The sequence below is a fragment of the Oligosphaera ethanolica genome, assembly GCF_030814695.1.
In the GTDB taxonomy this organism is placed as follows: Bacteria; Verrucomicrobiota; Lentisphaeria; order Oligosphaerales; family Oligosphaeraceae; genus Oligosphaera; species Oligosphaera ethanolica.
In genome coordinates this window covers 2591731-2615039 of record NZ_JAUSVL010000001.1, presented here as the reverse complement: position 1 = coordinate 2615039, position 23309 = coordinate 2591731, and the positions used below count along the sequence as shown (strand labels likewise).

The 23309-nt window shown below is 62.6% G+C and carries 15 protein-coding genes; 10 read left to right on the top strand and 5 right to left on the bottom strand.

Going from position 1 to position 23309, the window contains the following annotated elements; all coding sequences use genetic code 11:
* Positions 1-556: 556 nt before the first annotated feature.
* From J3R75_RS08955 to J3R75_RS08935, 5 genes are all read left to right on the top strand, one after another.
* Entirely contained in the window at positions 557-2251 is a 1695-nt protein-coding gene (locus J3R75_RS08955) for a serine/threonine protein kinase (RefSeq protein ID WP_307261187.1), read from the top strand.
* A 487-nt stretch (positions 2252-2738) separates the two neighbouring features.
* On the top strand, positions 2739-6077 hold the full coding sequence (locus J3R75_RS08950; RefSeq protein WP_307261186.1) for a hypothetical protein: 3339 nt from the start codon (positions 2739-2741) through the stop codon (positions 6075-6077).
* A 60-nt stretch (positions 6078-6137) separates the two neighbouring features.
* Positions 6138-8327 carry a hypothetical protein gene (locus J3R75_RS08945; RefSeq protein WP_307261185.1) on the top strand — a complete coding sequence of 730 codons (2190 nt, stop codon included), beginning with the start codon at positions 6138-6140 and terminating at the stop codon, positions 8325-8327.
* A gap of 60 nt (positions 8328-8387) precedes the next feature.
* Entirely contained in the window at positions 8388-8873 is a 486-nt protein-coding gene (gene folK, locus J3R75_RS08940; RefSeq protein ID WP_307261184.1) for a 2-amino-4-hydroxy-6-hydroxymethyldihydropteridine diphosphokinase, read from the top strand.
* 81 nt (positions 8874-8954) lie between these two features.
* Positions 8955-10310 carry an alpha-amylase family glycosyl hydrolase gene (locus J3R75_RS08935; RefSeq protein ID WP_307261183.1) on the top strand — a complete coding sequence of 452 codons (1356 nt, stop codon included), beginning with the start codon at positions 8955-8957 and terminating at the stop codon, positions 10308-10310.
* Positions 10311-10522: 212 nt separating this feature from the next.
* Here J3R75_RS08935 and J3R75_RS08930 read toward each other — a convergent pair whose 3' ends face one another.
* Positions 10523-11644: a glycosyltransferase family 4 protein gene (locus J3R75_RS08930; RefSeq protein WP_307261182.1), complete on the bottom strand. Its 1122-nt coding sequence runs from the start codon at positions 11642-11644 to the stop codon at positions 10523-10525.
* Positions 11645-12075: 431 nt separating this feature from the next.
* Between J3R75_RS08930 and J3R75_RS08925 the strand changes: the two genes are divergently transcribed.
* From J3R75_RS08925 to J3R75_RS08910, 4 genes are all read left to right on the top strand, one after another.
* Positions 12076-13059 carry a beta-ketoacyl-ACP synthase III gene (locus J3R75_RS08925; protein ID WP_307261181.1) on the top strand — a complete coding sequence of 328 codons (984 nt, stop codon included), beginning with the start codon at positions 12076-12078 and terminating at the stop codon, positions 13057-13059.
* Between the two features lie 66 nt (positions 13060-13125).
* Positions 13126-15339 carry a heavy metal translocating P-type ATPase gene (locus J3R75_RS08920; protein WP_307261180.1) on the top strand — a complete coding sequence of 738 codons (2214 nt, stop codon included), beginning with the start codon at positions 13126-13128 and terminating at the stop codon, positions 15337-15339.
* A gap of 16 nt (positions 15340-15355) precedes the next feature.
* The gene (gene ric / locus J3R75_RS08915) at positions 15356-16099 is read left to right on the top strand and encodes an iron-sulfur cluster repair di-iron protein (RefSeq protein ID WP_307261179.1); all 744 of its coding nucleotides are present in this window, start codon (positions 15356-15358) and stop codon (positions 16097-16099) included.
* A gap of 53 nt (positions 16100-16152) precedes the next feature.
* The gene (locus tag J3R75_RS08910) at positions 16153-17337 is read left to right on the top strand and encodes an FprA family A-type flavoprotein (RefSeq protein ID WP_307261178.1); all 1185 of its coding nucleotides are present in this window, start codon (positions 16153-16155) and stop codon (positions 17335-17337) included.
* A gap of 291 nt (positions 17338-17628) precedes the next feature.
* Here the strand turns inward: J3R75_RS08910 and ablB are convergent, their stop codons facing one another.
* The 4 genes from ablB to J3R75_RS08890 all read right to left on the bottom strand — a co-directional run bounded on the left by ablB (position 17629) and on the right by J3R75_RS08890 (position 21939).
* Positions 17629-18507 carry a putative beta-lysine N-acetyltransferase gene (gene ablB / locus J3R75_RS08905; protein WP_307261177.1) on the bottom strand — a complete coding sequence of 293 codons (879 nt, stop codon included), beginning with the start codon at positions 18505-18507 and terminating at the stop codon, positions 17629-17631.
* Positions 18504-19988: a sodium:solute symporter family protein gene (locus J3R75_RS08900; protein WP_307261176.1), complete on the bottom strand. Its 1485-nt coding sequence runs from the start codon at positions 19986-19988 to the stop codon at positions 18504-18506. Before J3R75_RS08900 ends, ablB begins: the two co-directional genes overlap by 4 nt.
* 70 nt (positions 19989-20058) lie before the next feature.
* Positions 20059-21366, bottom strand: a complete 1308-nt coding sequence (gene kamA, locus J3R75_RS08895; protein ID WP_307261175.1) for a lysine 2,3-aminomutase — start codon at positions 21364-21366, stop codon at positions 20059-20061.
* A 45-nt stretch (positions 21367-21411) separates the two neighbouring features.
* On the bottom strand, positions 21412-21939 hold the full coding sequence (locus tag J3R75_RS08890; RefSeq protein WP_307261174.1) for a MarR family winged helix-turn-helix transcriptional regulator: 528 nt from the start codon (positions 21937-21939) through the stop codon (positions 21412-21414).
* 932 nt (positions 21940-22871) lie between these two features.
* Here J3R75_RS08890 and J3R75_RS08885 point away from each other — a divergent pair.
* The gene (locus tag J3R75_RS08885) at positions 22872-23210 is read left to right on the top strand and encodes a cupin domain-containing protein (RefSeq protein ID WP_307261173.1); all 339 of its coding nucleotides are present in this window, start codon (positions 22872-22874) and stop codon (positions 23208-23210) included.
* The last annotated feature ends 99 nt before the right edge of the window (positions 23211-23309 follow it).

The window sequence follows — 23309 nt, the reverse complement described above, 5'->3', positions numbered from 1 at the left end:
TCAGCACTCGCAGGGCATAGAAGAGGCGAGACGCCATCAAGCAACAGTGACGTGCGGCTGTTTGGAGGTCAGGTGAGGTAACGACCTCATGCGACGGCGCGGTGAAACGCAACGTGTTAAGCCAATGTGGCGCCCTCCAGGCGCAATTTTAAGTTGTTGTCACACCCCTGGTTGCGGCGCCCTCCGGGCGCCTCACCAGGGGTTATGCATGGTCCGGCCCTCCGGGCCGAACTTGGCCGATCAGACGACTTGCTTTGTCTGATTCGGCCAGATAACCACCATCATTCAATGTCCATGTTTTTGCGCCGTAGGCGCTTAACCATGCTTAGCCCCAGGCTTCAGCCTGGGGACGCTGCCTGCCAACAGACAGTGCCTCGTAGAAGCACCACAGTTTTGGATATCAATAACTGACCGATTGCGAATATAAGTCCTATTTACGGCTAATGCTCTTGTTTTTTGCGTGATATTAGGGTAAAATTAGCTACGTTCTGACGTGTCTGTCAGTCGTCGGAGGGGGGGAAGAACAAAATACGATGGCGAAATCGACAAAGACGACATGGATATAGCAGCCCAAACTCAGCCTGCCGCTGGCGAGACGGCGATAGTCCGAGATAAAACTGATGTCATATCATATGACGATCAGGGCTGCATTGTACCCGGCAAAACCCTGACCTGCGACGAAGAGCAGCTGACCTTGCCGGATTGCCAGATGATCTCCCGCCTTGGCCGCGGCGGCATGGGCGCGGTATTCCTGGCCAAGCAGAAGCGCCTCGATCGCCTGGTCGCCGTCAAAATGCTCAACAAGGCCGTGGCGGCCAATCCGGAGTTTGTGGAGAAACTCCTGCGCGAAGCCGTGACCCTGGCGGCCCTGAACCACCCCAATGTCGTGGGCTGCCATGACATCATGACGACGGACCAGGGCGTTTTCTTGATCATGGAGTACATCCCCGGCCAGCTCACAGTGCGTGATCTGGTCCTGCGTCTCGGCAATTTACCGGAGCCGGTGGTGGCGCGGATCATGCTGGACGTGGTCAAGGGCCTGTCCTACATTCACGCCAAGGGCTTCACCCATCGCGATCTCAAGCCGGACAATTTGATGCTGTTCTGGGACAAAACACAGCCGCCGCGGACCTTCGCCGAGATCTTTGCCGACACGCAGACGCGGGTCACCATCTGTGATTTTGGCATCTCGCAGCACAAAACGGTCCTGGCCAACGCCGCCGAGGGCACTAGCCCGGCGGCAGCCGACCAGAACAACGGCAATGGCAACAGCAACAGCGTGCTGGGCAGTCCGACCTACATGGCGCCAGAGCAAGTCTATGCCTGGGAAAACGTCGACTTCCGAGCCGACATTTACTCGCTGGCTTCCACGGCGTACTTCCTCCTCACCCAATCACCGCCGTTTTTGGAAAAAGATCGCGCGAAGCTGATTGAGTGCAAAATCCAGCATGACATTCCCGATCCGCGGCTGGTCGGCGCGAAGATATCCGGTGCCTTTGCGCAGATTCTGCTCAAAATGGGCCGTGCGGAGCCTGATGAGCGCTACAGCAACTACCACGACCTGATGCTGGATTTGGAGAAGGTGCTGTCGGCCTTCGATGTCGAGTATCTGCGCGTCAACAGTGTCGAGAAGCGCAAGCTGAATCTGTGGCGGTCGGTAAGCATTGGCCTGGGCTTGCTGATATGCCTGGCGGGGCTCTATCCCGCCGAAAAGCACATCCGCAGCCGCTATTTTGAGGCCAAGCAGATATCACTGGCGTCGTCCCTGTATTTTTGGAACGGCAATCGCAGCGACTGGTCCTGCCAACAGCGCGACGCCGAGAGCGACACGGCGGTATTGACGGGCATGATGAGCCACAAGCCCCTGGAACTCCGGCAGGCGCTCATTAACGGCCAGTCCCTGCATATCAAAATACGCCTGCCCTCCACAGGCAAGGTTTCCTGCTATCTCTACGACCTGAGTGGGGAACGTTGCCGGCTCACCTGGAAGCGTAACGCAACGTGGCGCAGCCTGTACCGAGCGGTCAGCGACCGCCAGAATATCCCCATCGGTTTTTTGCCGGAGCGCAAAGCCATGGAGTGGCTCGCCTGCGATTTCAGCCTGGAATATAATCGCCTGGTGCTCTATCTCGACGGCAAAATTGCCGGCGTCGCCCACCTCAACCCGCCCATCCAGAGCTGCAACTTCGCTGTCGAAGTGGACAACAGCGCCTTGGTCCAGATCAAAGATGTGTTCATCAGCGACCTGTAGGCCAGGCAACCCGCAGGCCAGGCAACCCGCAGGCCAGGCAACCCACAGGCCAGGCAACCCGCAGGCCAGGCAACCCGCAGGCCAGGCAACCCGCAGGCCAGGCAACCCGCAGGCCAGGCAACCCGCAGGCCAGGCAACCCGCAGGCCAGGCAACCCGCAGGCCAGGCAACCCGCAGGCCAGGCAACCCGCAGGCCAGGCAACCCGCAGGCCAGGCAACCCCTCCGTCCCATACGTCCCATACGTCCCATACGTCCCATCCACCATCCACCATCCTCCATCCTCCTCCCTCCTCCCCTCTCCCACTCCCGCCCCGAGTGCTTATCGCAAAAATCCTGCTCCTAAGCCCCAGTCGGGCCCGCTGTCGGGCTATATTAGGCTTTTTGCGGCCGGCCAATTTGCATCTTGGCGGCGATGCCTACACGAGCCCCCTTGGATAGCGACCGATCTATGAGTTCACCGACCCCCAGCCGGAAAATAAGCCCGCGTTTGACCGCACTGCGTCGGGCGTTGTTGTGGCGGGCGGTTATTGGCAATGTCCTCTGGTCTTTTGGCGGTCTGGCCGTGGTGGCTCTGTTGCTATCCTTGGGCGACTGGCAGATCGGTTTGACCGAGGGCTTGGCGACGCTGACGATGGTGTTGGCGCTCACGGCGACGATGCTGGCGCTGGCCGTCGGCCATGTTCGCGCCGTGCTACGCCTCCCGACCAATTACCAGCTAGCGCTGGCGGTGGAAGCCGAACGGCCCGAGCTCATGGACGCCTTTGTCTGCGCAGTCGGCCTGGAATGCTCGCAACGGCCCCTGCGGGGCATCGAGAGCGAGTTGTTAGCGGACATGCAGGGGCGTTTCGCAACTGACGAGCTTTTCTGGAGCGATTTTCGCCGGCGGCACCTGCGGTTGCCGCGGTTGCTGGCGCAATTTGTCGCTGTGCTCCTGCTACTAACCATCGCCGGCAATAGCCGGGTGGTGCAAAAAGCCCGTTACGGCCTCGGTGACTTTTTGCGCGGTGCCGGCAGCGGTCTGCGGGTGCAGCCAGGGAACTACGAGCTGCCCACGCACAGCGACGCGGCCGTACAAGCCGACGTCCTGCGCTGGGACAAGGACGCGTGGATCGACTACCGCGAAGGCGACAACGGCGAACTCTACCGCAGCCCCATGACCGCGACAGCGGACGGGCGCATGCTGTTCACCTTCTACGATCTCACCCGCGACGTCCACTACCGCGTCGGCACGGCGGCCCTGCGCAGCCGCTGGTACCGCCTGGTGGTCTTTGAGCCACCACGCTGCCTGGAAGTGCTGCTGGCAACACGGCCCCTGCCCTACACCCGTCGCGAAGCGCAGGAATACGACGCGTTCCAGGATCTCAAGGTCGTCAGCGGCGAGACCCTGCACCTGCGGGTGCGCATTCCCGACGGCTGCCAGGCCCAACTCCACGTCGGCGAGCAACGCCTGCCGCTCAAAGCCGCCGCCAGCGATGGCGGCGACACCGGCTGGTGGGACATCGACCACGTCATCCGCGAAACCACGCTCTGCCAGATCGTCCTCACGGACGCCGCTGGCCGCGAGGGCCACGAAGCGCCATTTACGGTCACCGCCGAGCCCGACCTGCCACCGATTGTCGAGCTGCGTCAGCCAGCACTCGACTCGCAGGTCAAGCCCGGCGATTCCTTGCGACTCGAGCTTTTCGCCGGTGACGATTTCGGCCTGTCCCAACTCACCCTCCATTACGCGATCAATGGCGGCGAACGCCGCCAGCTGCCGCTTCGACAGGCACCCGGCACCGGCACCGCACCCGCCACCGGCACCGCACCCGCCACCGACACCGCACCCGCCACCGGCACCGCACCCGCCACCGGCACCGCACCCGCCACCGGCACCGCACCCGCCACCGACACCGCACCCGCCACCGGCACCGCACCCGCCACCGGCACCGCACCCGCCACCGGCACCGCACCTGCCACCGGCACCGCACCCGCCACCGGCACCGCACCCGCCACCGGCACCGCACCTGCCGGGCTCGAATGGCATTATTCCGAGTTGTGGGATCTGCCGGCCGAGGGCCTCAAGGACGGCGATCTCCTCAGCTGCTATGTCGTCGTGGCTGACAACCGCCAGCCCGACCCGCAGACCGCGCGCACGGAGATATTCTTCGTCGTGGTGCGGCCGGAGCCCGAGACTGTCGACGGCGAAGGCAATGACGGCCAGGAGCAGAAGGGTGACATCTCGGACCTACTGGCAGAAGCCAAGCGACTATTGCGCCTGACTTGGGACGCCATGCAGCAAGTTGACGCCGAGCGCGAGCGCAGCAGCAACGAGCTCCTGCGCGATCTCAAACAGCTCGAACTGGACGTCCGCAGCCGCTTCCACGACATGCAGGAGGAAGCCCAGGGCATGATGGGCGAGCCCTTCACGACGCTCTTCGACCGCGCCTCGCAGGGTCTGCTTGAAGCCGTCAAGATGGTCGAACGCACACTCCTGGAAGAAGGCATCGGCCCGCAGGAACGGGCGCTGGCCGCGCTGACCCAGATCGAAAATGAAATGGTCAAAAATGCCATGCGCAGCAAAAAAGCCAAAAGCGGCAAAGAGCAGGGCGAAAGCGAAAGCGAAGAACAGGAACAACCACAGGACAGCCAGCAGCAACAGCAACAACAACAGCAGAGCCAACAGGCCAAGATCGACCGCATGAAAAAACAGCGCGAGGCGCTGCAGCGGCTGATCGGGCGGCAGGAAGAGATCAATCGCGAAAGCAGCCGCGCCGACGCATCGGCGCCCGCCCTGGCCGGCAAGCAGGGCACGCTTCACGATGACACCGGCGACCTGCGCCGCGACATGCAGGCCATGCCAGAAGGCAAGGACGCCGCTGAGGCCCTCAATCGCGCCGCCCGCGAGATGGACAATGGCCAACAGGCCTTCGGGCGCGACGACCTGCGCACCGGCGGTATCCACGGTACCCGCTCCCTCGCGGCGCTGGTCAGCGCTCTCCGCGCTTTGGAAGACGCCCTGCGCAACGCCTCGGCCAACCAGATCGCCCAGCTCGCCCAGCAGGCCGATCAGCTCTCGCAGCAGCAGCAGCAAGCCGCACAGGCGTCTGCCGAGGCCGCCGCGGCGCCCCAGCCGCCAGATGACGCGGCTGCCAAGGACATGCGCGAGCGGCAGGCCGAACTCAAAAAGCAGAGCGACGAGCTCATGCAGACGATCAGCCAGGCCGCCGAAGGCCTGCAGGACGATTATCCCGAAGCCGCCAAGGCACTGCGCGCCGCCGCCGAGCAGAGCCGGCAGCGCGAGCTGCCCGCGCATCAGCAGCGAGCCATCAACGCGCTGCTCTACAAACGCTATGAGCGCGCCCGCAAAGACCAGGTCGATGCCGCCAATTATCTGCAGGCGCTAGCCATGGACCTGCAAAACGCGTCAGCGCAGCTGCCGCCAATCGGCGAACATGACCTACGCGAAGCGCTTGAGCAACTCGGCGAACAGGCCGAGAAGGTCAGCCAGGCCATGCAGGACCAGAATCAGCAGCGCGCCAGTCAACAGATCGACCAGGCCCGGCAGAGCGCCGCCGATATGCTGCAGCAGCTCGCCGACGCCAGCAAAGACCCGCGCCTGCAGCAGCTCAGCGACGACCTGCGCCTGCCGACGGGCGACGCCTCGCCCAGCGCCGCCGGCGCCGAAACCATTGAGCGCTTCCGTGCGGCTGCGGCCGTGCTGGCGCAGCATTTGGAGAAGCTGCTGGTGGAGCGCAAGTTGTCCATCCGCCGGCAAGTCAGCCCCCCGCCGGCCAAGTACCAGCGGCTGGTCGAGGAATACTTCAAGAGCCTGGGGCGAGAATAGAGCGCGGGCGGCCGCTGCGCTGAAAGAGATGAGACGAATGCAGTTCAAGGTCAGGACGACATGATATCACATTGGGAACCAGCCATGCCCTGGTGGTTGATCGCGCTATGGCTGCTGGCCATGATCGCCATCACGGCCTGGTCCTATCGGCAGTTCAGCGACAAGATCGGCCGCTCGTACCGGCTGTTCATGCTGGTCTGCGGGCTCGTCGCCCTGCTGGCGGCGGCGCTGCTGCTCATGCAGCCGATGCGGGTACTGCGCACACCGGAGGCGGGGTCTTTCCGTTGCGTCGTCCTCGCGGATCAGTCCCTGAGCATGGAAACGCGCGACGGTGGTGCGGGGCAGGCCCGCAGTGACGCCCTCGGCGAGGTCCTCGCCGCGCGGCCGCCCGCGCTAGACACGCTGACCAGCCAGGGTCGGTTGGAATACTACGGTTTCGCCGAAGATACCCACGCCATGGCTTTCGCCGACGGCCAGCCCCTGCTGGAGACCCTGCCCGGTCGCACAGCCCTGGGCAATACCCTGCAGCAGTTGCTGAGCGATGCGGAAAAAGGCCTGGCCCTCGGCGCCGTGGTCCTGCTTTCCGATGGCCGCAGCAACAGCGGCGAGCCGCCGATGGAAGTGGTCAAGCGCTATCGCGCCAGGGGCATACCCATTTCCTGCGTGGGCTTCGGCAGTGCGCGAGCGCCCTGGGACCTGAGCATCAGCACCCGGCAGGACGGCCTCCGCGTGCAGCGTGATCAGTCCTTCGCCGTCAACGCCACGGTCACCAACCACTTCCCCGAAGCCAAAACCGTCGTGATCACGGCGGCCGATCGCGGCATGGTCCTGGCTGAAAAAACTATCGTCGTGCCCGCCAACGCCAGCGTAGACACCGCGCTGACCCTCAGCGCCGCCAACCCCGGCTTCCACACCTACGCGCTGCGCCTGCAGCCGACATCTGGCGACAGCCGGCCCGACAACGATCTCGACTTCATCGGCGTCGATGTGCAGGAACCGCCGACGCTGCGGGTGCTCTACCTCGGCGGCGGCCTTGACTGGGAATGGCGCTTCCTGCGCCTGCTGGCGGAAAACAACGAGCTGCTGCACTTCTCGGCCATCATCCAGATGGGCCCGGGATCTTTTTATCACTCGGGGCTGAACGACGAACAGCGCAAAGAAACCCCGGCCTTCCCCGACAAAGCGGCGTTCTACCGGGATTTCCACGCGGTGATACTGGATGCGCGCGCGGCGGCGGCCATCAGCGCCGAGGGCGTCACGGCGCTGGAGTCCTTCGTGGCCAACAAGGGCGGCGGGCTGCTACTGCGCGGACCGCTGGACCTGCTGCCGCCGGCGCTGGCGGCGATCATCCCGCAGCATCTGCCCGGTGGGCGCGTGGTGGTGCCGGCGTTGCGTCTGGAGCCCAATCCGGATTTTGTCTTCAACCGCGATTTTGCCGGCATTCTGCGCACGGGCCGCGGGCTATGGCTGCCGCACAACACGCCCCTGTGGGTCGCCGGCGACTTGAAGCGCGCCGCGCGCGTGGCCTTGGCCCTACCCTACGCCACGCAAAGCATGCCGGCCCTGGCAGCGCAGGGCTACGGCGCCGGCCGCGCTGCGACCATGGCCGTGGAAAGCACCTGGCGCTGGCACTTGGGCGACAACAGCCGCGATGAGCTGCACCAGGTCTTTTGGACGCACCTGCTCACTTGGCTGGGCGAAGTCGGCAAGCCGCAATTCCGCATGCACTGCCGGGGCGTGAAAGCGCCGCTCGGCGACGAGCTCGCCATTGATGTCTCCGTGCTCGGCGCGGATTTCCTGCCCGCGCCGGACGCGCAGGTCAGCGCCCGCGTCACCGCGCCCGACGGCAGTGAGCGGCAGATTCCCATGGAGCCCGCGCCCGACGAAGTCGGCCGCTACACGGCGCTGTACATTCCCACGCAGCCGGGCGAGCACCAGGTCCTGTACGAGGTCCGCCTGCCAGAACAGCCGCTATTGGAGAGCGGCACGTCCTTCGTCGCCCGCCAGAGCGGCGTCGAAGCTGAGGACACGGCCTTCAACGAGGCGCTGCTGCGGGACATCGCCCGAGTCAGCGGCGGCGAATACTTTGCGCCGGAAGAGTTTCGGCGTGCGCGACGCGTACCGCTGTCTTCGAGCGTGCCGATGCAGACGACGACGCGGCCGATGACGTCGTCCTGGCTGCTTTTTGCGGTCTTGACTGGCGCGCTACTGCTCCTGTGGTGGTCGCGCCGCCGCATCGGCCTGAAGTAGGCGACAAGTACGGGGGGCGACGCGGCTTCGCCGGCCGGCAATGAAGACACGGAGGACGTCATGAGCAACCGCATAGCGATGGTGCCGGTGGCACTGGGCCTGGGAGCCAATCTGGGCGACCCGGCGGCGACTTTCGCGACCGCGCGCCGCCAGCTCGTCGCCGGCGGCCTGCGGCAAGAGCGCCTGGCGACCATCATCCGCACAACGCCAGTGGACTGCGTTCCCGGCACGCCGGATTTCTGCAACAGCGCTCTGGTCGGCGACTGGCCGGGCAGCGCCCGCGAACTCCTGGCGCTCTGTCAGGATATTGAGCGCCAATGTGGCCGGCCCGCACGCCATTCCCAGCGCGAAAGCCGCCTGCTGGATATCGACATCCTTCTTTTCGGCGAGCAGTGCATCGCCGAACCCGACCTGGTTGTGCCGCATCCGCGATTGCGCGCGCGCTATTTTGCGCTGGCGCCGCTGGCGGAGCTGGCCGGCGCCTGGCGCATCCCGCCGGACTTGGTCAGCGTCACCGCCGCCCTCGCGGCATTACCGGCGCCCTAACGGCACCACTCTTGCATTTACCGGTCCCCGTAATATTGTCTCAATCCCGCTGGAACGCAGTCATTTGAAAGGACTTTCATCATGAGCGAAAAAATTGCCCGCCGCGCGCCGTCGTATGTGACCAATGGCAACATCTATCAGCTTTATCTGCGGCCCTTTACGCCGCAAGGCACCCTCGCCGCCGCCACGACGATGCTGCCTTTTTTGGCCGAAAACGGCGTCGATATCGTCTATCTTTGCCCGGTGACCTGGGCGGATGACGATCTCCGCGAAGAATTCTGGAGCGACCGCCAGAAGAAATCCCAGCTGAAGAATCCCCAAAATCCCTACCGCGTCAAAGACTACTACATGATCGACCCCGAGTACGGCACGGATGATGATCTGCTGCTCTTCGTCAAAGAGGCCCACGCGCTAGGCATGCGCGTGATTCTCGACCTGGTCTATTACCACTGCGGGCCCGACGCGGTCTTCATCAAGGACCACCCCGATTTCGTCAAACGCGACGAGCAAGGCCAGGTCAAAAATGGCCGCTGGCACTTCCCCGAACTCAACTTCGAGTCCGCCGGCCTCCGTGAGTACCTGTGGAAAAACATGGAGTACTTCATCGAGAAATTCGATGTGGACGGCTATCGCTGCGACGTGTCGCCGGCGGTGCCGCTGGATTTCTGGGTGGAAGGCCGCAAACGCATGGAAGTCATCAAGCCCGACGTGATGATGCTCGCCGAAGGCGACATGGTCGACGATCAGCTCTACGCCTTCGATGTCAACTACGGCTTCGGCTGGCAGGGCACCCTCTTCAAGGTCTTCGGCCAAAAAGCGCCAGCCAGCGGCATCCGCGCCTTCTGGCAAGGCATGATGGACAAATTTCCCAAGGGCGCCCGTTTTCTGCGTGCCATCGACAACCACGACATCAGCAACGACGAGTACGACCAGCGCCACGAACTCACCTGGGGCGCCCGCGCCAACGAAGCCGCTCTGCTGCTCAATTTCACCATGGACGGCGTGCCCTTCATCTACAACGGCCAGGAAGTGGCCGACAGCAACCGCCACAGCATCTACGGCAACCGTAACTTCGGCAAAAATCTCGTCATCCACTGGCACAACGCCCTCACCAACGAGGGGCAGGAACGCCTGGAATTCTTCCGCGAAATCGTTCAGCTGCGCCACGACAATAGCGTCCTCACTGACGGCACGGTGGAATGGTTGGAGAACGATCAGGCCGACGCCATCGTGTCCTTCCGCCGCCGCGGCTACGAAGGCGACATGGTGATCATCATCAACGCCAGCGACAAGCTCATCAGCGGCACGGTCAGCCTGGACGACACGGTGTCGCCCTTCTTGGAACCCGAGCTGTCCCGCGGCGCCGACTTCACCGTCAAGGGCAAGACCATCAAGGTCGATTTGCTCCCCTACGGCTTCATCGTCGCTAATCTCTGAGCAACGCAAGCGGATCGGACGGATCAAGTCGACGATCGGACGGATCAAGTCGACGATCGGTCCGATCCGTCCGATCGGTCCGCGACGATATCAGCTGCTGCAGTCGTCCCCAGGCAAGGCGGCCAAAACACGTCTGCTGCCGCCGGGACGGCGGCGCTCCCAAGGGTGGCACGTCATGACTGCCGCCGGGGTTTCGGTGCCAGCCATTCCACCTACGCGTCGGCCACTTTTTCGGCCACGACCTCGCCGCCGTCGCCGACGAGGTGCCGGGCGTGTTTTTCCCAGGTAAATTGGGCGGCGCGGGCGAAGCCGTCCTGGCGGCAGCGTTCGCGAACAGCGTCGTCGGTGAGCAGCGCCGTGATGGCCTCGGCGATGGCTGTCGGCTCTTCGGGGTCGAAGAGCAACGCGACGCCCTCGCCGATTTCCTTAAGCGAGGACGTATTGGCGGCGGCGCAGGGCAGTCCGTAGTGCATGGCTTCAATCAAAGACAGTCCGAAGCCCTCGAAGCGCGAAGGAAAGACATAGCAAGCGGCATGGCGATAGGCATCCGCCATATCTTCGGCGGCGATGTAGCCAGCGAAAAGAATGCCGAGGGCCGCCGGGGACTGCCGGGCGTAGTCGTGCACGGCCTCGGCACCCGACCAGTCGGCGCCGACGATCACCAGTTGGTAGCGCTCAATGAGCTCCGGTGCCAGCTGTTCGTAGGCCTTAATCAGGTTGATGTGGTTTTTGCCCGGGTGTTCTATGCGTGACACGTAAAGGATGTACCTGCCTGAAGCCAAGCCTAACGCGGCCGACCAGCCGTCACGATGTTTCTGCGGTAAGGACAGGCCATTGTGGTTCACGCGGATCTTGTCGACCGGCACGCGCCAGTGCCTGATGAGATCCTCGCGGGTGGCGCGGCTGATGGCGACAACGCGCCAGGCGCGCCGTACAAAAAAAGGCAGACACACCTTGATGTAGAAGGTCCGCACTGGGTCGTATTTGCTCTGCACGTGGTAGATAGCGAGGTCGTGGGCGACCGCGACCACCGGACAGGGCGACCAGGCGACCATCCGCCGCGTCGCCGCCAGCATCAGCAGGCGATCATAGCGACCGCGCACGATGCGCCACGGCAGCACGAACAGACAGTAGAGCATGCTCAACACCGCATTATCACACAGCGCCGGCAGACTGACCTGCGCGTAATCCGCAAAATGCTTGCGGGAGCTGTGCTCCGTGATCAGCGTCAGGTCATGACCCTGCGCCGCCAATGCGCGCACGACGTGGTCGATGTACACCGACACGCCAGAATGTCCCGAATCATAGGGAACACAGCAGACCAAAAGTTTCATGAAATAATCACCATGTAAGGAAGAATGTCGGCGGATATTTCGCAAACCCCCTAAGGTATCGTTCCTTTTCCCGCTTTCCATGCGAATAGGCACGGGAGGCCAAAAAGTGGACATCGTGGACATCGTGGACATCGTGGACGCAGTGGACTGGGCCAGCGCGGCAAAACGGCGAAAACTGGATTTTTCGACAAAAACAGTTAACTTTAGATGCCTTTTTTTCGCAAAGCGCGGATCGGCCGTTGCCGAGGTCACTGCGGCGTTGCCATTGGGGCGCGCCGTGATAGGCCGGGCTGATCAGACAGGAAGATAACGACAGTTGTTCGCAGCGCTACATGGTGTACCTGCCACCGCGGCTTCCGTGTTGTCCCAGTAGTGGCATTCCGCGCTCCGCATAACTTACAGCCAACGACTCCTTGAGGAGCTAGACGATTATGGGCATTCGCATAGCCGGCACCGGGATGTTTGTCCCTGAGCGCATTCTGAACAACGCTGACCTGGAGAAGATGGTCGACACCAGCGACGAGTGGATTATCTCGCGCACGGGCATCAAGGAACGGCGCATAGCCGACGCCGACATGGCTACGAGCGACCTGGCCTACCACGCCGCACGGCGGGCGCTGGATATGGCCGGCACCGCGCCCGAGGAGCTCGATCTGATCATCGTGGCGACGGTCACGCCTGACAAGATGTTCCCCAACACCGCCTGCCTGCTTCAGGCCAAGCTCGGCGCCGGCCCCTGCATGAGTTTTGACATTGAAGCGGCCTGTTCCGGCCTGCTTTACGCGATAGATGTCGCCCACGCGCTACTCAAGGCCCGGCCGTCCTACCGGCGGGCGCTGGTTATCGGCGGTGAAAAACTCTCGGCCTTTACCGACTGGAGCGACCGCAATACCTGCGTGCTCTTTGGCGATGGCGCCGGCGCCGTGGTGCTGGCCCAGGGCGATGATATCGACGGGGATTTCTACCTGGCCAGCAAGCTCTCGGCTGACGGTCGTTATGCGGACATTTTGCAGGTCCCCGCCGGCGGCAGCGCCCTGCCGACGAGCGCAACGACCGTCGCCGAGCGCCAGCATTACATCCGCATGGGCGGTTCCAAGACCTTCCAGATGGCCGTGGCGCTGATGGCCAATACCTGCAGCGAACTGCTGCAGCAGACCGGCACGACGACCGAGCAAGTGCGCTGGCTCATACCCCATCAGGCCAATGAGCGGATTTTGACGGCGGTGGCGACGCGGCTGAACATGCTTGACCGCGTCTATGTGAACATCGGCCGCTATGGCAATACCTCCGCAGCAACCATCGGCATCGCACTGGACGAAGTGAACCGCGCCGGCGAGATCAAGCGCGGCGACCTGCTGTTGCTGACGGCTTTCGGGGGCGGCTTGACCTGGGCCACGCAGCTGCTGCGCTGGTAACTGCACCGCAGCCGCAGGGAGCCTGAACACTCATGGCCGCTCCGGCCATTTGCACGAAGAGGCCGCATGCAGCAAGAGCAATATCGGGTTCATGGTTTGGATTGCGCTGACGAGGTGGCGATCCTGCGGCGCGAAGTCGGCGGGCTGGCCGGCGTCGTCAGCCTAGAATTCGATGTCATCAACGCGCGCATGAGCGTGACTTTTGACCCGGCGCTGCTGAGCAGCGAGCGCATCATCGCAGCGGTAGCCGGCACGGGCATGACGGCGCGGCCGTGGTCGCAACGCCTGGCGCGCGACGAGCGCACACTGTGGGAACGCCATGGCCAACTGCTGCTGACAGTAACCAGCGGCCTGCTACTCCTCGTCGCCTTTCTGGTGCACTGGCTGCACCACGGCAGCGCGTGGCACGCTCTCGGCGGCGCGGACGACACTGGCCACATCTTCCCCCTCAGTGTCGTCATCCTCTATGCGTTGTCGGCGATGACTGGCGCCTGGCTGGTCATGCCCAAGGCCGCGTTGGCGTTGCAGCGGCTGCGCCCAGACATGAATCTGCTGATGGTCATCGCCATGCTTGGCGCCATGGCCATCGGCGAGTGGTTTGAAGCGGCGACGGTGGCCTTCCTCTTTGCCCTGTCACTGCTGCTGGAACACTGGAGCGTGGAGCGGGCCCGGCGCGCCATCGACAGCCTGGTGAATCTCGCGCCGACGACGGCGCGGGTGCTGTCGCCTGAGAGCGGCGAGATCCGGGAGGTTCCGGCGGGGCTAGTGCCGGTTGGGTCGCGGCTCGTTATCCGTCCAGGTGACCGCGTGGCCCTTGACGGCGAGGTCGTCCGCGGCGAGTCGTCGGTCAATCAAGCGCCGGTGACCGGCGAGTCGATGCCGGTCGCCAAGGGACCGGGCGACGCCGTGTATGCGGGCAGCGTCAACCACGACGCCGTGCTGGAAGTGCTCAGCACGAAAATCGCGGCTGACAGCACCCTGGCGCGGATTATGCGCATGATCAGCGAAGCACAGTCCCGGCGTGCACAAAGCCAGCAGTGGGTGGACCGTTTTGCAGCCTGGTACACGCCGCTGATGATGGCGTTGGCATTGGCGCTGCTGGTGTTACCGCCGCTGCTTTTTGGTGAGCCATGGGGTACGTGGCTTTATCGCAGCCTGGTGGTACTAGTGATTGCCTGTCCCTGCGCGCTGGTCATCTCCACGCCGGTGAGCGTGGTGTCGGCGCTGACGGCGGCAGCGCGGCATGGCGTGCTGATCAAAGGCGGGGCCTTCCTGGAACTCGCCGGTCGCCTGCGCGCGGTGGCCATGGACAAGACCGGCACCATCACCCACGGGCAGCCCGCCGTGCAGCAATGCCTGCCCCTCAATGGACACGACGCCGATGGCCTCCTGGCCCGCGCGGCGGCCCTGGAGGCACACAGCGAGCATCCCCTGGCGCGGGCGATCCTCCGCGAAGCCGCAGCGCGTGGCCTGCGCGTCCCGCCGGCCGTCGACCTGCGCGCCAGCAAGGGCAAGGGCGTCGAAGGACTCCTTGATGGCCGCCGTTTCTGGTTGGGCAATCACCGCTTCATGCACGAACAGGGCCAGGAAACGCCGGAGATCCACCGCCTGATGCTCGATCTGGAAGACGCCGGCCACACCGCCGTCGCCATCGGCAACGACCAGCATGTCTGCGGCCTGATCGGCATCGCCGACGGCATGCGGCCGGAGGTGCCCGCCGTCATCACCGCCTTGCACGCGCTCGGGGTCAAGCCCATCGTCATGCTTACGGGCGACAACGAAGGCAGCGCCCGCGCCGTCGCTGTCGCCGCCGGGGTAGACGAATGGCGCAGCGAGCTGCTTCCCGAAGACAAAGTCGCCGCCATCGGCGGCATGGTTCGGGAACATCGGCGGGTCGCCATGGTCGGAGATGGCATCAATGACGCGCCGGCAATGGCCGCCGCGACGCTCGGTATCGCCATGGGCGCCATGGGCTCGGATATGGCGCTGGAAACAGCCGACATCGCCTTGATGGGCGACGATCTGACCCGGCTGCCGTGGCTGATCGGGCACTCGCGGCGGACGCTGGCCGTCATCAAACAGAACATCGGTTTTGCGTTGGGACTCAAGGCGCTGTTTATTATCCTGACCATCGCGGGTCTGGCGTCGCTGTGGCTGGCCATATTGGCCGACACCGGCGCCACGCTGCTGGTGGTCGCCAACGGTCTGCGGCTGCTGCGAACGAAGGCAACGCCGCCGGCTCCGGCGGGACAAAGCGCCCCGGCGCATCAGCCACAATGAAAAAGGAGGCTGCGCTATGACACTGCAAAAAATAGGTCCGACGACAGCGATTGGCGATATCGTCAGCAACTACCCCGCGACGCGACGGGTACTTGAAGAACGCGGTGTCGACTACTGCTGCGGTGGCGCGCGCACCCTGCAGGACGCGGCGGCCAAGGCCGGCACGGACATGGCTGCGCTCTTGGCGGCACTGGAACAGGCGATTGCGGCAACGACGGCATCCGGCGAGGCGACGAAGCCCTCGTGGGCGGCCGAAGCGCTGACCAAGCTGGTCAATCACATTGAGTACACCCACCACAGCTACACGCGCGAGGCGCTGCAGCGTATAGAGGGCCTGCTGGCAAAAGTACTGCGGGCGCACGGCGAACACCACGGCCAGATGCTACGCGAACTGCAAACGCTGTTTCAGGCTCTGCAGAGCGATCTGCTGCCACACCTGCAGAAAGAGGAGCAGGTGCTGTTTCCTTTCATTCGCCGTTTGGAAATGGCGCGACTGCGGCACGACGAGCCGCCGACCATGCACTGCGGGACCGTCCTGAATCCCATTCGCCAGATGGAGACTGAACACGAAGCGGCCGGCGCCGCACTGGCGCAAATGCGGGCTTTGACGGGCGGCTACGCGCCGCCGGCGGATGCCTGCCCGACTTTCATGGCGCTGTACGACGCGCTGCGCGAGCTCGAAGACGACCTGCATGAACACATCCATTTGGAGAACAACATTCTGTTTCCGCGTTCAATAGCCATGGCCGGGAACGCCTGACGTGGGGTTTACCGCCGTGTGCATCATTCGTCCACTCGTGAAAGGAGTGCATCATGATTGCTCGTGAGATTCGCAAAGGTATTCAGCTCATTGCCACGGTGCATTGGGAACGCCGGCTGTTTGATTCGCTCATACCGCTGCCCGACGGCACCAGCTACAACGCCTATCTCGTGGAAGGCTCGAAAGCCACGGCGCTGATTGATACGACCGACCCGGCCAAGGCCGACGACCTGCTCGGGCCGCTGGCAAACGTCAAGAAGCTCGACTACATCATCTCGCAGCATTCCGAGCAGGATCATTCGGGCCTGCTGCCGCTGTTGCTGGAACGCTACCCGGCGGCGACGCTGCTCTGCAGCCGCAAGGCCGAGGAGATGCTGATCAGCCACCTGCATGTCGCCAAGGAACGCATCAAGGTGGTTGAGGACGGTGAGACGCTGTCTTTGGGCGACAAGACATTGCAGTTCATCTACACGCCGTGGGTGCACTGGCCCGAAACAATGGTGACTTACCTGCCGGAAGAGCGCTGTCTTTTCAGCTGCGACTTCCTGGGGTCACACCTGGCGACCAGCGATCTCTACGTCACCAATCGCGGACGGACCTACGAGGCCGCCAAGCGCTATTTTGCCGAGATCATGATGCCTTTCCGCAATGTCATCCAGAAGAACCTCGACAAGATCAGCGCCCTGCCGATAGACATCATCGCGCCCAGCCACGGGCCGGTCTATGACGATCCGTCATTCATCATTGACGCCTATCGCGACTGGGTATCGCCGGGCATCAAGAATGAGGTCGTCATCCCCTACATCAGCATGCACGGCAGCACGGAGTTGATGGTCAAGCGCCTGGCGGACTCATTGGTGAAACGCGGCGTCAAAGTGCATCTCTTCGATCTTTCGGTAACCGACATCGGCGCCTTGGCCATCACGTTGGTGGATGCGGCGACTATCGTGGTCGCAACGCCGACGGTGCACATCGGGCCGCATCCCATGGCCCTCTACGCGGCGCAATTGGCCAATATGCTGCGCCCAAAAGCCAAGTACGCGGCTGTGCTGGTCAGCTACGGCTGGAGCAGCAAGGCCATCGAACAGATCGCCGGCGCAATCTCCAACCTGAAGGTGGAAGTGCTGGGGACGATCCTCCAGAAGGGCATGCCCGACGATGGCACCTACACTGAAATCGACGCCCTCGCCGAGGCTATCGCCGAAGCACATAAGAAAGACCCGCTCGTCTGCGGCTGACATCCGTAGGCGCGGACCGGTGTGGCCGCCCTTCTTTTTTGCCTCACGCGAAGGCGCGAAGGCGCGTAGGGGCGGACCTATGTGGCCGCCCATCTTTTTTGCCTCACGCGAAGACGCGAAGGCGCGAAGACGCGAAGACGCGAAGAAGAAAAAGGCAAGAAAGAATGGCGGCATGTCTTGCCGCGATGCGGCAAGTCACGCCGCCGATAAAAAGACGCGATGACGCAATCTCCGTAGCCGCACGGCATGCCGTGCGGCGCGGCATGCCGTGCGGCGCGGCATGCCGTCGGTTCACGCGCCGGTTTTGAGGGTACGGTGCCAGACGTTCATGCTTTCGATGCCGCCGCAGATATTGGTGTTATTGACGAGGCAGCCGGCGTAGTGGTAGCCCTGTCTGGCGAAGGTGATATTCATGCCAGCTGATGCCGCGCGGGCGATGGTGTAGGCCGTGCGGATGCCTTCTTTGCGCATGGCGACTTCCATCTTTGCCAGGAGCAGCGTGGCGTAGCCATTGCCGCGGAATTCGGGCAGGGTCGCGAAGTCGGTCATTTCCACATTGAGGTCATCGCGGTCCGTTTCAGCGGAGGAGAGCGCCTGGAGGACGCCGTCGCGCCAGACGCCAAAATAAACGACATGCGATGCCATGGTATCAGCGATGAAATCCGGGTCGGAAATGGGGAACGGATAGGTGTCGAAGACCTGGGCGTACACAGCGGCCATGGCGGGAATGTCCGCCGCTGCGCAACGGCGCACGACCAGATCGGGTGGCGTTGCCGGCGCCGGGCGTGGCGTTTTGGCGCGGGCGAGGCGACGGATCTGCCGTAGGGCGTCTTCGTTTTTGGGCTGCCGGCGTTTGGGGTCCAGATAGAGCCCTAGGAAGACAGCGTCTTCCTGGCCTTTGAAGAACTGCGGCACGCGCGCCTCGGTCTGGAAGCCGAGCTCGCCGAAGGCTTCTTCGTGTTTAGCGGGGACCTTTGCGAAAATCTTGCTGTAGCGCTGTTTTTTGCAGAGATCGAGCAGTGCCGGCAGGACATTGCGGGGCGTGCCTTTTCCGAGCTTCATCAAGTACGCGCGGCGGTTGTACGGGCCGTGCTGGACCGTTGCGCCGGCGAGTTTTTCCACGCGGTCGCTGGTGGTCAGGGCGCTGTCTATTGTATTTATCGCGGTCATGATGTCGGTTCCTTTGCGTTGCCCGCCAGGCTGTCTGGGCAGCATTCGGCGGCGGTCGGCGTTTCCGGCCAGATCAGCGACACGCCGACGTAGCAGATGGCCGATAGCAGAATGCCGTAGACGCTGAAGTCGAAGCCGATGTTCTGGATGACTTCGGGCAATCGCAACAGCTTGCTGGCGAGGAGGAGATTGAAGATGCCGCCGGCGAGCATGGCGATCATAGCGGCGGTGGCGGTGCCGCGGCGCCAGAAATATGCGCCGAGGGTCGGGACGAAGAGTCCCGAAACCATGAAGCCGTAGGCGTAGAGAATGGCGTCGAGGACGGTCGTGAACCACAGGGCGAGAGCCACGGCGGCGATGCCGATGACGAGCGTTGCCAGCATGGACAGGCGCACGGACGCGCGCATGTCCAGTTTTTTCCAGACATAGCGTTCGAGCACATCGGTGACAAGATTGCCGGAAGATGCCATGAGACAGCTGTCGGCGGTGGACATGATAGCCGAGAAATACGCCGAAATGACGATGCTGGTGACGCCAATGGGCAGCATATCGCGGATGAGCATGGGCAGGCCCATTTCGGCATCGGCTTCTGGATAGACCATACGCGCGCACATGCCGAGGAAGACGCCGGTGAAGGCCATGATGGGATATTCGAAGACGCCGGCGATATACCAGGCCTTCTGCGCTTCCTTGGTGTTTTTGCACGCGTACATGCGCTGGTAGAGGGTCATGGCGACCAGCCAGATGGGCACGATGGTGATCATCCAATTGAAGAAGGTCATAGCGCTGATGTTGGTAAGCGAGAAGAACTCGTCAGGCAGGGCGTTGTAAATGGCGCTCATGCCGCCGAGCTTGTACACCGTGACGGGGATCATCACAAAGAGCAGGCCACCCAGGAGCACGCCCCACTGAACCGCATCGGTGTAAATGACCGCCTTGAGGCCGCCAATCACGGTGTAGCCGATGGTGACGACAGCGATGATCAGCAGCGCGAACATCTGCGGTTCCATCCCGAAGGGATTGCTTTGCAGGATGGTCGCCGAAGCCAGTTTGGCGCCGGCGAGCATCTGCGCGGCAGTGAAACCGAGATAGCCAATGCCGGAGATGGCCGCAGCCACCAGCGCCACGCGGTGATCATAGCGGTTGCGGAGAAAATCCGGGTAGGTCAGCATGCCCTTTTCGGCGTCGATGGCTTTGATGCGGGGAATGATGAATACCGCGCTGAGCCAGGCGCCGACAAGGCCAGTGAAGAGCAACCAGCTGCCGGAAAGGCCCATGAGGAAGCCCACGCCGCCCAAGCCGATGGAAAAGCCGCCGCCGACATCGGTCGCCACAATGGACAGGCCGACGTAGGGCGCTTTGATGGAGCGACTGCCAACATAGTAGTCCTCGGCGCTTTTATTGCGAAAAAAATGGTAGACGCCGATACCGAAGACGCCCATGAGGTACATGCAGAAAATGACATAATCGAGTGTCGCCATGACTCTCTCCCTTGGTGGATACTAGTAAATGCCGGGGTTGTGCGGCATGCCGGGGTTGCGCGGCTGCGGGTCAGTTACGGCGTTCGTAGCGCTCATTGCCCTTGGGGATGAGCGAAATGGTCTCGTCGCTATCGGAGAGGAGCATTTCGACGCCGAGGAGCTCTTGTTCATTGGCGCTGTCGAGATTCAGCTGCAGATCGCAGGACGCGCAGTTGCGGTCGCAGAAGGCCTGTTCGTAGGAATCGGGCTCGCGGTAGGTCGTAATGACGCCTTCGTAGTTGCGCAGCACGACTTTATTGGTCGACCAGCTGATGAGGTAGTTGGGCATGACCGGTATTTTGCCGCCGCCGCCCGGTGCGTCGATGACGTAGGTCGGCACGCAGAAGCCGCTGGTGTGGCCGATGAGACTCTCCAGGATCTCGATGCCCTTGCCCACCGGCGTGCGGAAATGGCCCAGGCCCTCAGAGAGATCACACTGGTACAGGTAATAAGGCCGCACACGATTGGCGACGAGTTTCTGCACCAGCACCCGCATGATGCGCGGGCAGTCGTTGACGCCGGCCAGGAGCACCGACTGGTTGCCCAGCGGGATGCCCCCGTCGGCCAGCTTGGCCAGGGCCCGACAGGAGGACTTGGTCAGTTCTTTGGGGTGATTGAAATGGGTGTTGATCCACAGCGGGTGGTGCTTTTTCAGCATGGTCACCAGATCGTCAGTGATGCGCTGGGGCAGCACTACTGGCGTGCGCGTGCCGATGCGGATGACTTCGACGTGCTTGATGGCGCGCAGCTCGGTGAGAATCCAGTCGAGATAGTCGTCGCTGAGGAGGAAAGGGTCACCGCCGCTGAGGAGCACGTCACGGATTTGCGGTGTGCGGCGGATGTAGTCAATGCCCTGACTAATGGTTTCCTTGTCGGGGATGCTGTCCAGATCGCCGACGCGGCGTTTGCGGGTGCAATGCCGGCAGTACATGGCGCAGGTATTGCTGACGAGGAGGAGCACGCGGTCGGGGTAGCGATGAGTTACGCAGGGCGCCGGGCTGTCCTTGTCTTCATGAAGGGGGTCGGCCATATCCGACTGGTGAATAATGAGCTCCTGATGATTGGGGAAGCTCTGCATGAAGATGGGGTCGTTGACCAGGTTGTCCTTGTCTATCAGTGAGAGATAGTAGGGGGTGATGGACATCGGGAAGCGCGATACGGTCTGGTGGAAGGCGTCCCGTTCGGCCTGGTCGAGCTTGATGCCCAACAGCCGTTCGAAGCTGCCGACATCGCGGACACAATGGCGCATCTGCCAGCGCCAGTCCTGCCACTTAGATTTTTCAATGCGGTTATTGGCAAGTGATTGAGTGTTTTCTGTGTTTATTCCTTGAATCGTCATCGGCCCTTCTTTCTGCTTGTTTCGTTCGGGCCGGCCACAGCCGGCTCATTGTGATTGTGCTTCTGGTGCATTGCCATCGGGATTGAGGAGCAAATGCGGCGAGGTCGTGATATTCCCGGCCTCCATCATTTCCACAACGCGTTCCAGAGACAAGGCGATGGTCACCTGCTCCAGCTCCGGCAAGGCGCGAAGCCGCTCGGAAAAACGATCCTGCAACAGCGGCGGCGCCGCGGCGATAAAACGCCGGCCGGCAGCCGTGAGTTCCAAGGTGATCTTCCGCCGATCGTGCGTGCCGCGTTCGCGGCGAACCAACCCGCGCGCCTCCAGGCGGTCAACAATGCCCGTGACCGTACTGGCGTTCAGACTGACTTGACGAGCCAGCTGCGTCAACGTGATGCCGCGCTCAGTCGCTATGCTGTACAAACAGACCATCTGCGGCGTGGTGATCTGCAAGCTGCTGTATAACTCACGGGAATGCAGGTCAACCGCGCGGATGATCCGACGCATCGCCCGCAAGATCCGTAAACTGCAATCGGCATAAAACGCGTCGTCAGAAGTCATGCCAGTTGACATGAGCAACTCCCAGTAAAATTTGTTGTGAAATAATTTGTGAACGAAATACTATAACACAACTATGTGATATTGCAATATGTTGCAGCTTTATTTGCCTGATAACGGCATGCTGGCGGCAGGAGCGCGGCAGCCTCACGGGCCGCTTTTGCCGCCCGATTAGCCAGCGAATAAGGCCGCCGATCAGACGGGTCAGACCAATGCTCTTCACTTAGTGTACTGGCAATGGTTGGCGATGAGTTGGTTTGTGACTGTTCGCTTGACCATTCGCCGAGGTTTTGAGCGCCGAAGGCGCGACCTAAGAAAGCCCAGGGCAAGCGACGCCGAAGGCGGCGCGACGCCCTGGGTAAGGGCCCCACCCGCAACGAGCCCTGAAGGGGCGGGCTAAAAGAGCTTCGACGATGGGTTGCAGCGCGCAATACTGCAGCAGTCAATGAGTTCCATTGCCTCTTTGCCCCCAGTCAGCTGCGCCGACTGGGGGCAAAGAGGCCGAGGAACACGGCCATAGTTGGCGTTGTCCCCAGGGCGGCGCACGCTTTCAGCGTGCTTGCCCTGGGCTGGGTATGTTTCGCGCTTTCAGCGCTTCTGCCGCTTCGCGGCGATGAAATACCGCGATGACAAAAGGCTGTTTTGGTTGAAACAACTGGCGCCAGGGAAGTCATTAAGTTAAGATCATCGGACGGATCATCGGACTGATCGGACTGATCTAGTCGTCGGATCGGTCCGATCCGTCGGATCCGTCCGATCCGTCCGCGAAAACAAGACAATAAGACAGATCCGTCGGATCCGTCCGCGAAGAAGGCCATCGTTTCGCCCGGTTTGCGTTTCCTGTTGCGGCCGTGTATGTTCAGGGCGCGGCCGATCCCCATGGGGCAGACGGTCGCTGCCAAATGGTTCGCGTCGAGTTTCGGGTATTCAGAGCAAGGAGGCCGGCGATGAAGATAGTGCATGCGAAGAAAGTCCCGAGCGTAGAGAATCCGCACAAAGTGCAGGTCGGGAAATTGTACGACACAGAGCATGCCCAGGTGATGCACATCACGCTGGAGCCCGGGCAATCGCTGAAGCGCCACATCACGCCGGTGGACGTGTTTTTCTATGTGCTGGAGGGCACGGGCATTGTGGAGATCGGCGACGTGAAACAGGAGGTCGGCCCCGACACCCTGATTGACAGCCCGGCGCGCATTCCGCATTGCTGGTACAACGAAAGTGCCAGCATTGTGCGCATCCTGGTGGTAAAAGTGCCCCGGCCGACTGAAACCACGCGCATTCTTTAGGCCCGCGCCTGTATATTATGGCTTCATTTCCGCCCCGCCCCGGCGCGCCGCCGTCCCGGCGGCAGTCATCCTGGGAGCGCCGCCGTCCCGGCGGCAGCC

Excerpts from the sequence above, each read along its gene's own strand:
- J3R75_RS08955 (WP_307261187.1), top strand. The coding sequence starts at position 557 with ATGGATATAGCAGCCCAAACTCAGCCTGCCGCTGGCGAGACGGCGATA.
- J3R75_RS08945 (WP_307261185.1), top strand. The coding sequence starts at position 6,138 with ATGATATCACATTGGGAACCAGCCATGCCCTGGTGGTTGATCGCGCTA.
- folK (WP_307261184.1), top strand. The coding sequence starts at position 8,388 with ATGAGCAACCGCATAGCGATGGTGCCGGTGGCACTGGGCCTGGGAGCC.
- J3R75_RS08935 (WP_307261183.1), top strand. The coding sequence starts at position 8,955 with ATGAGCGAAAAAATTGCCCGCCGCGCGCCGTCGTATGTGACCAATGGC.
- J3R75_RS08930 (WP_307261182.1), bottom strand. The coding sequence starts at position 11,644 with ATGAAACTTTTGGTCTGCTGTGTTCCCTATGATTCGGGACATTCTGGC.
- J3R75_RS08925 (WP_307261181.1), top strand. The coding sequence starts at position 12,076 with ATGGGCATTCGCATAGCCGGCACCGGGATGTTTGTCCCTGAGCGCATT.
- J3R75_RS08920 (WP_307261180.1), top strand. The coding sequence starts at position 13,126 with ATGCAGCAAGAGCAATATCGGGTTCATGGTTTGGATTGCGCTGACGAG.
- ric (WP_307261179.1), top strand. The coding sequence starts at position 15,356 with ATGACACTGCAAAAAATAGGTCCGACGACAGCGATTGGCGATATCGTC.
- J3R75_RS08910 (WP_307261178.1), top strand. The coding sequence starts at position 16,153 with ATGATTGCTCGTGAGATTCGCAAAGGTATTCAGCTCATTGCCACGGTG.
- ablB (WP_307261177.1), bottom strand. The coding sequence starts at position 18,507 with ATGACCGCGATAAATACAATAGACAGCGCCCTGACCACCAGCGACCGC.
- J3R75_RS08900 (WP_307261176.1), bottom strand. The coding sequence starts at position 19,988 with ATGGCGACACTCGATTATGTCATTTTCTGCATGTACCTCATGGGCGTC.
- kamA (WP_307261175.1), bottom strand. The coding sequence starts at position 21,366 with ATGACGATTCAAGGAATAAACACAGAAAACACTCAATCACTTGCCAAT.
- J3R75_RS08890 (WP_307261174.1), bottom strand. The coding sequence starts at position 21,939 with ATGTCAACTGGCATGACTTCTGACGACGCGTTTTATGCCGATTGCAGT.
- J3R75_RS08885 (WP_307261173.1), top strand. The coding sequence starts at position 22,872 with ATGAAGATAGTGCATGCGAAGAAAGTCCCGAGCGTAGAGAATCCGCAC.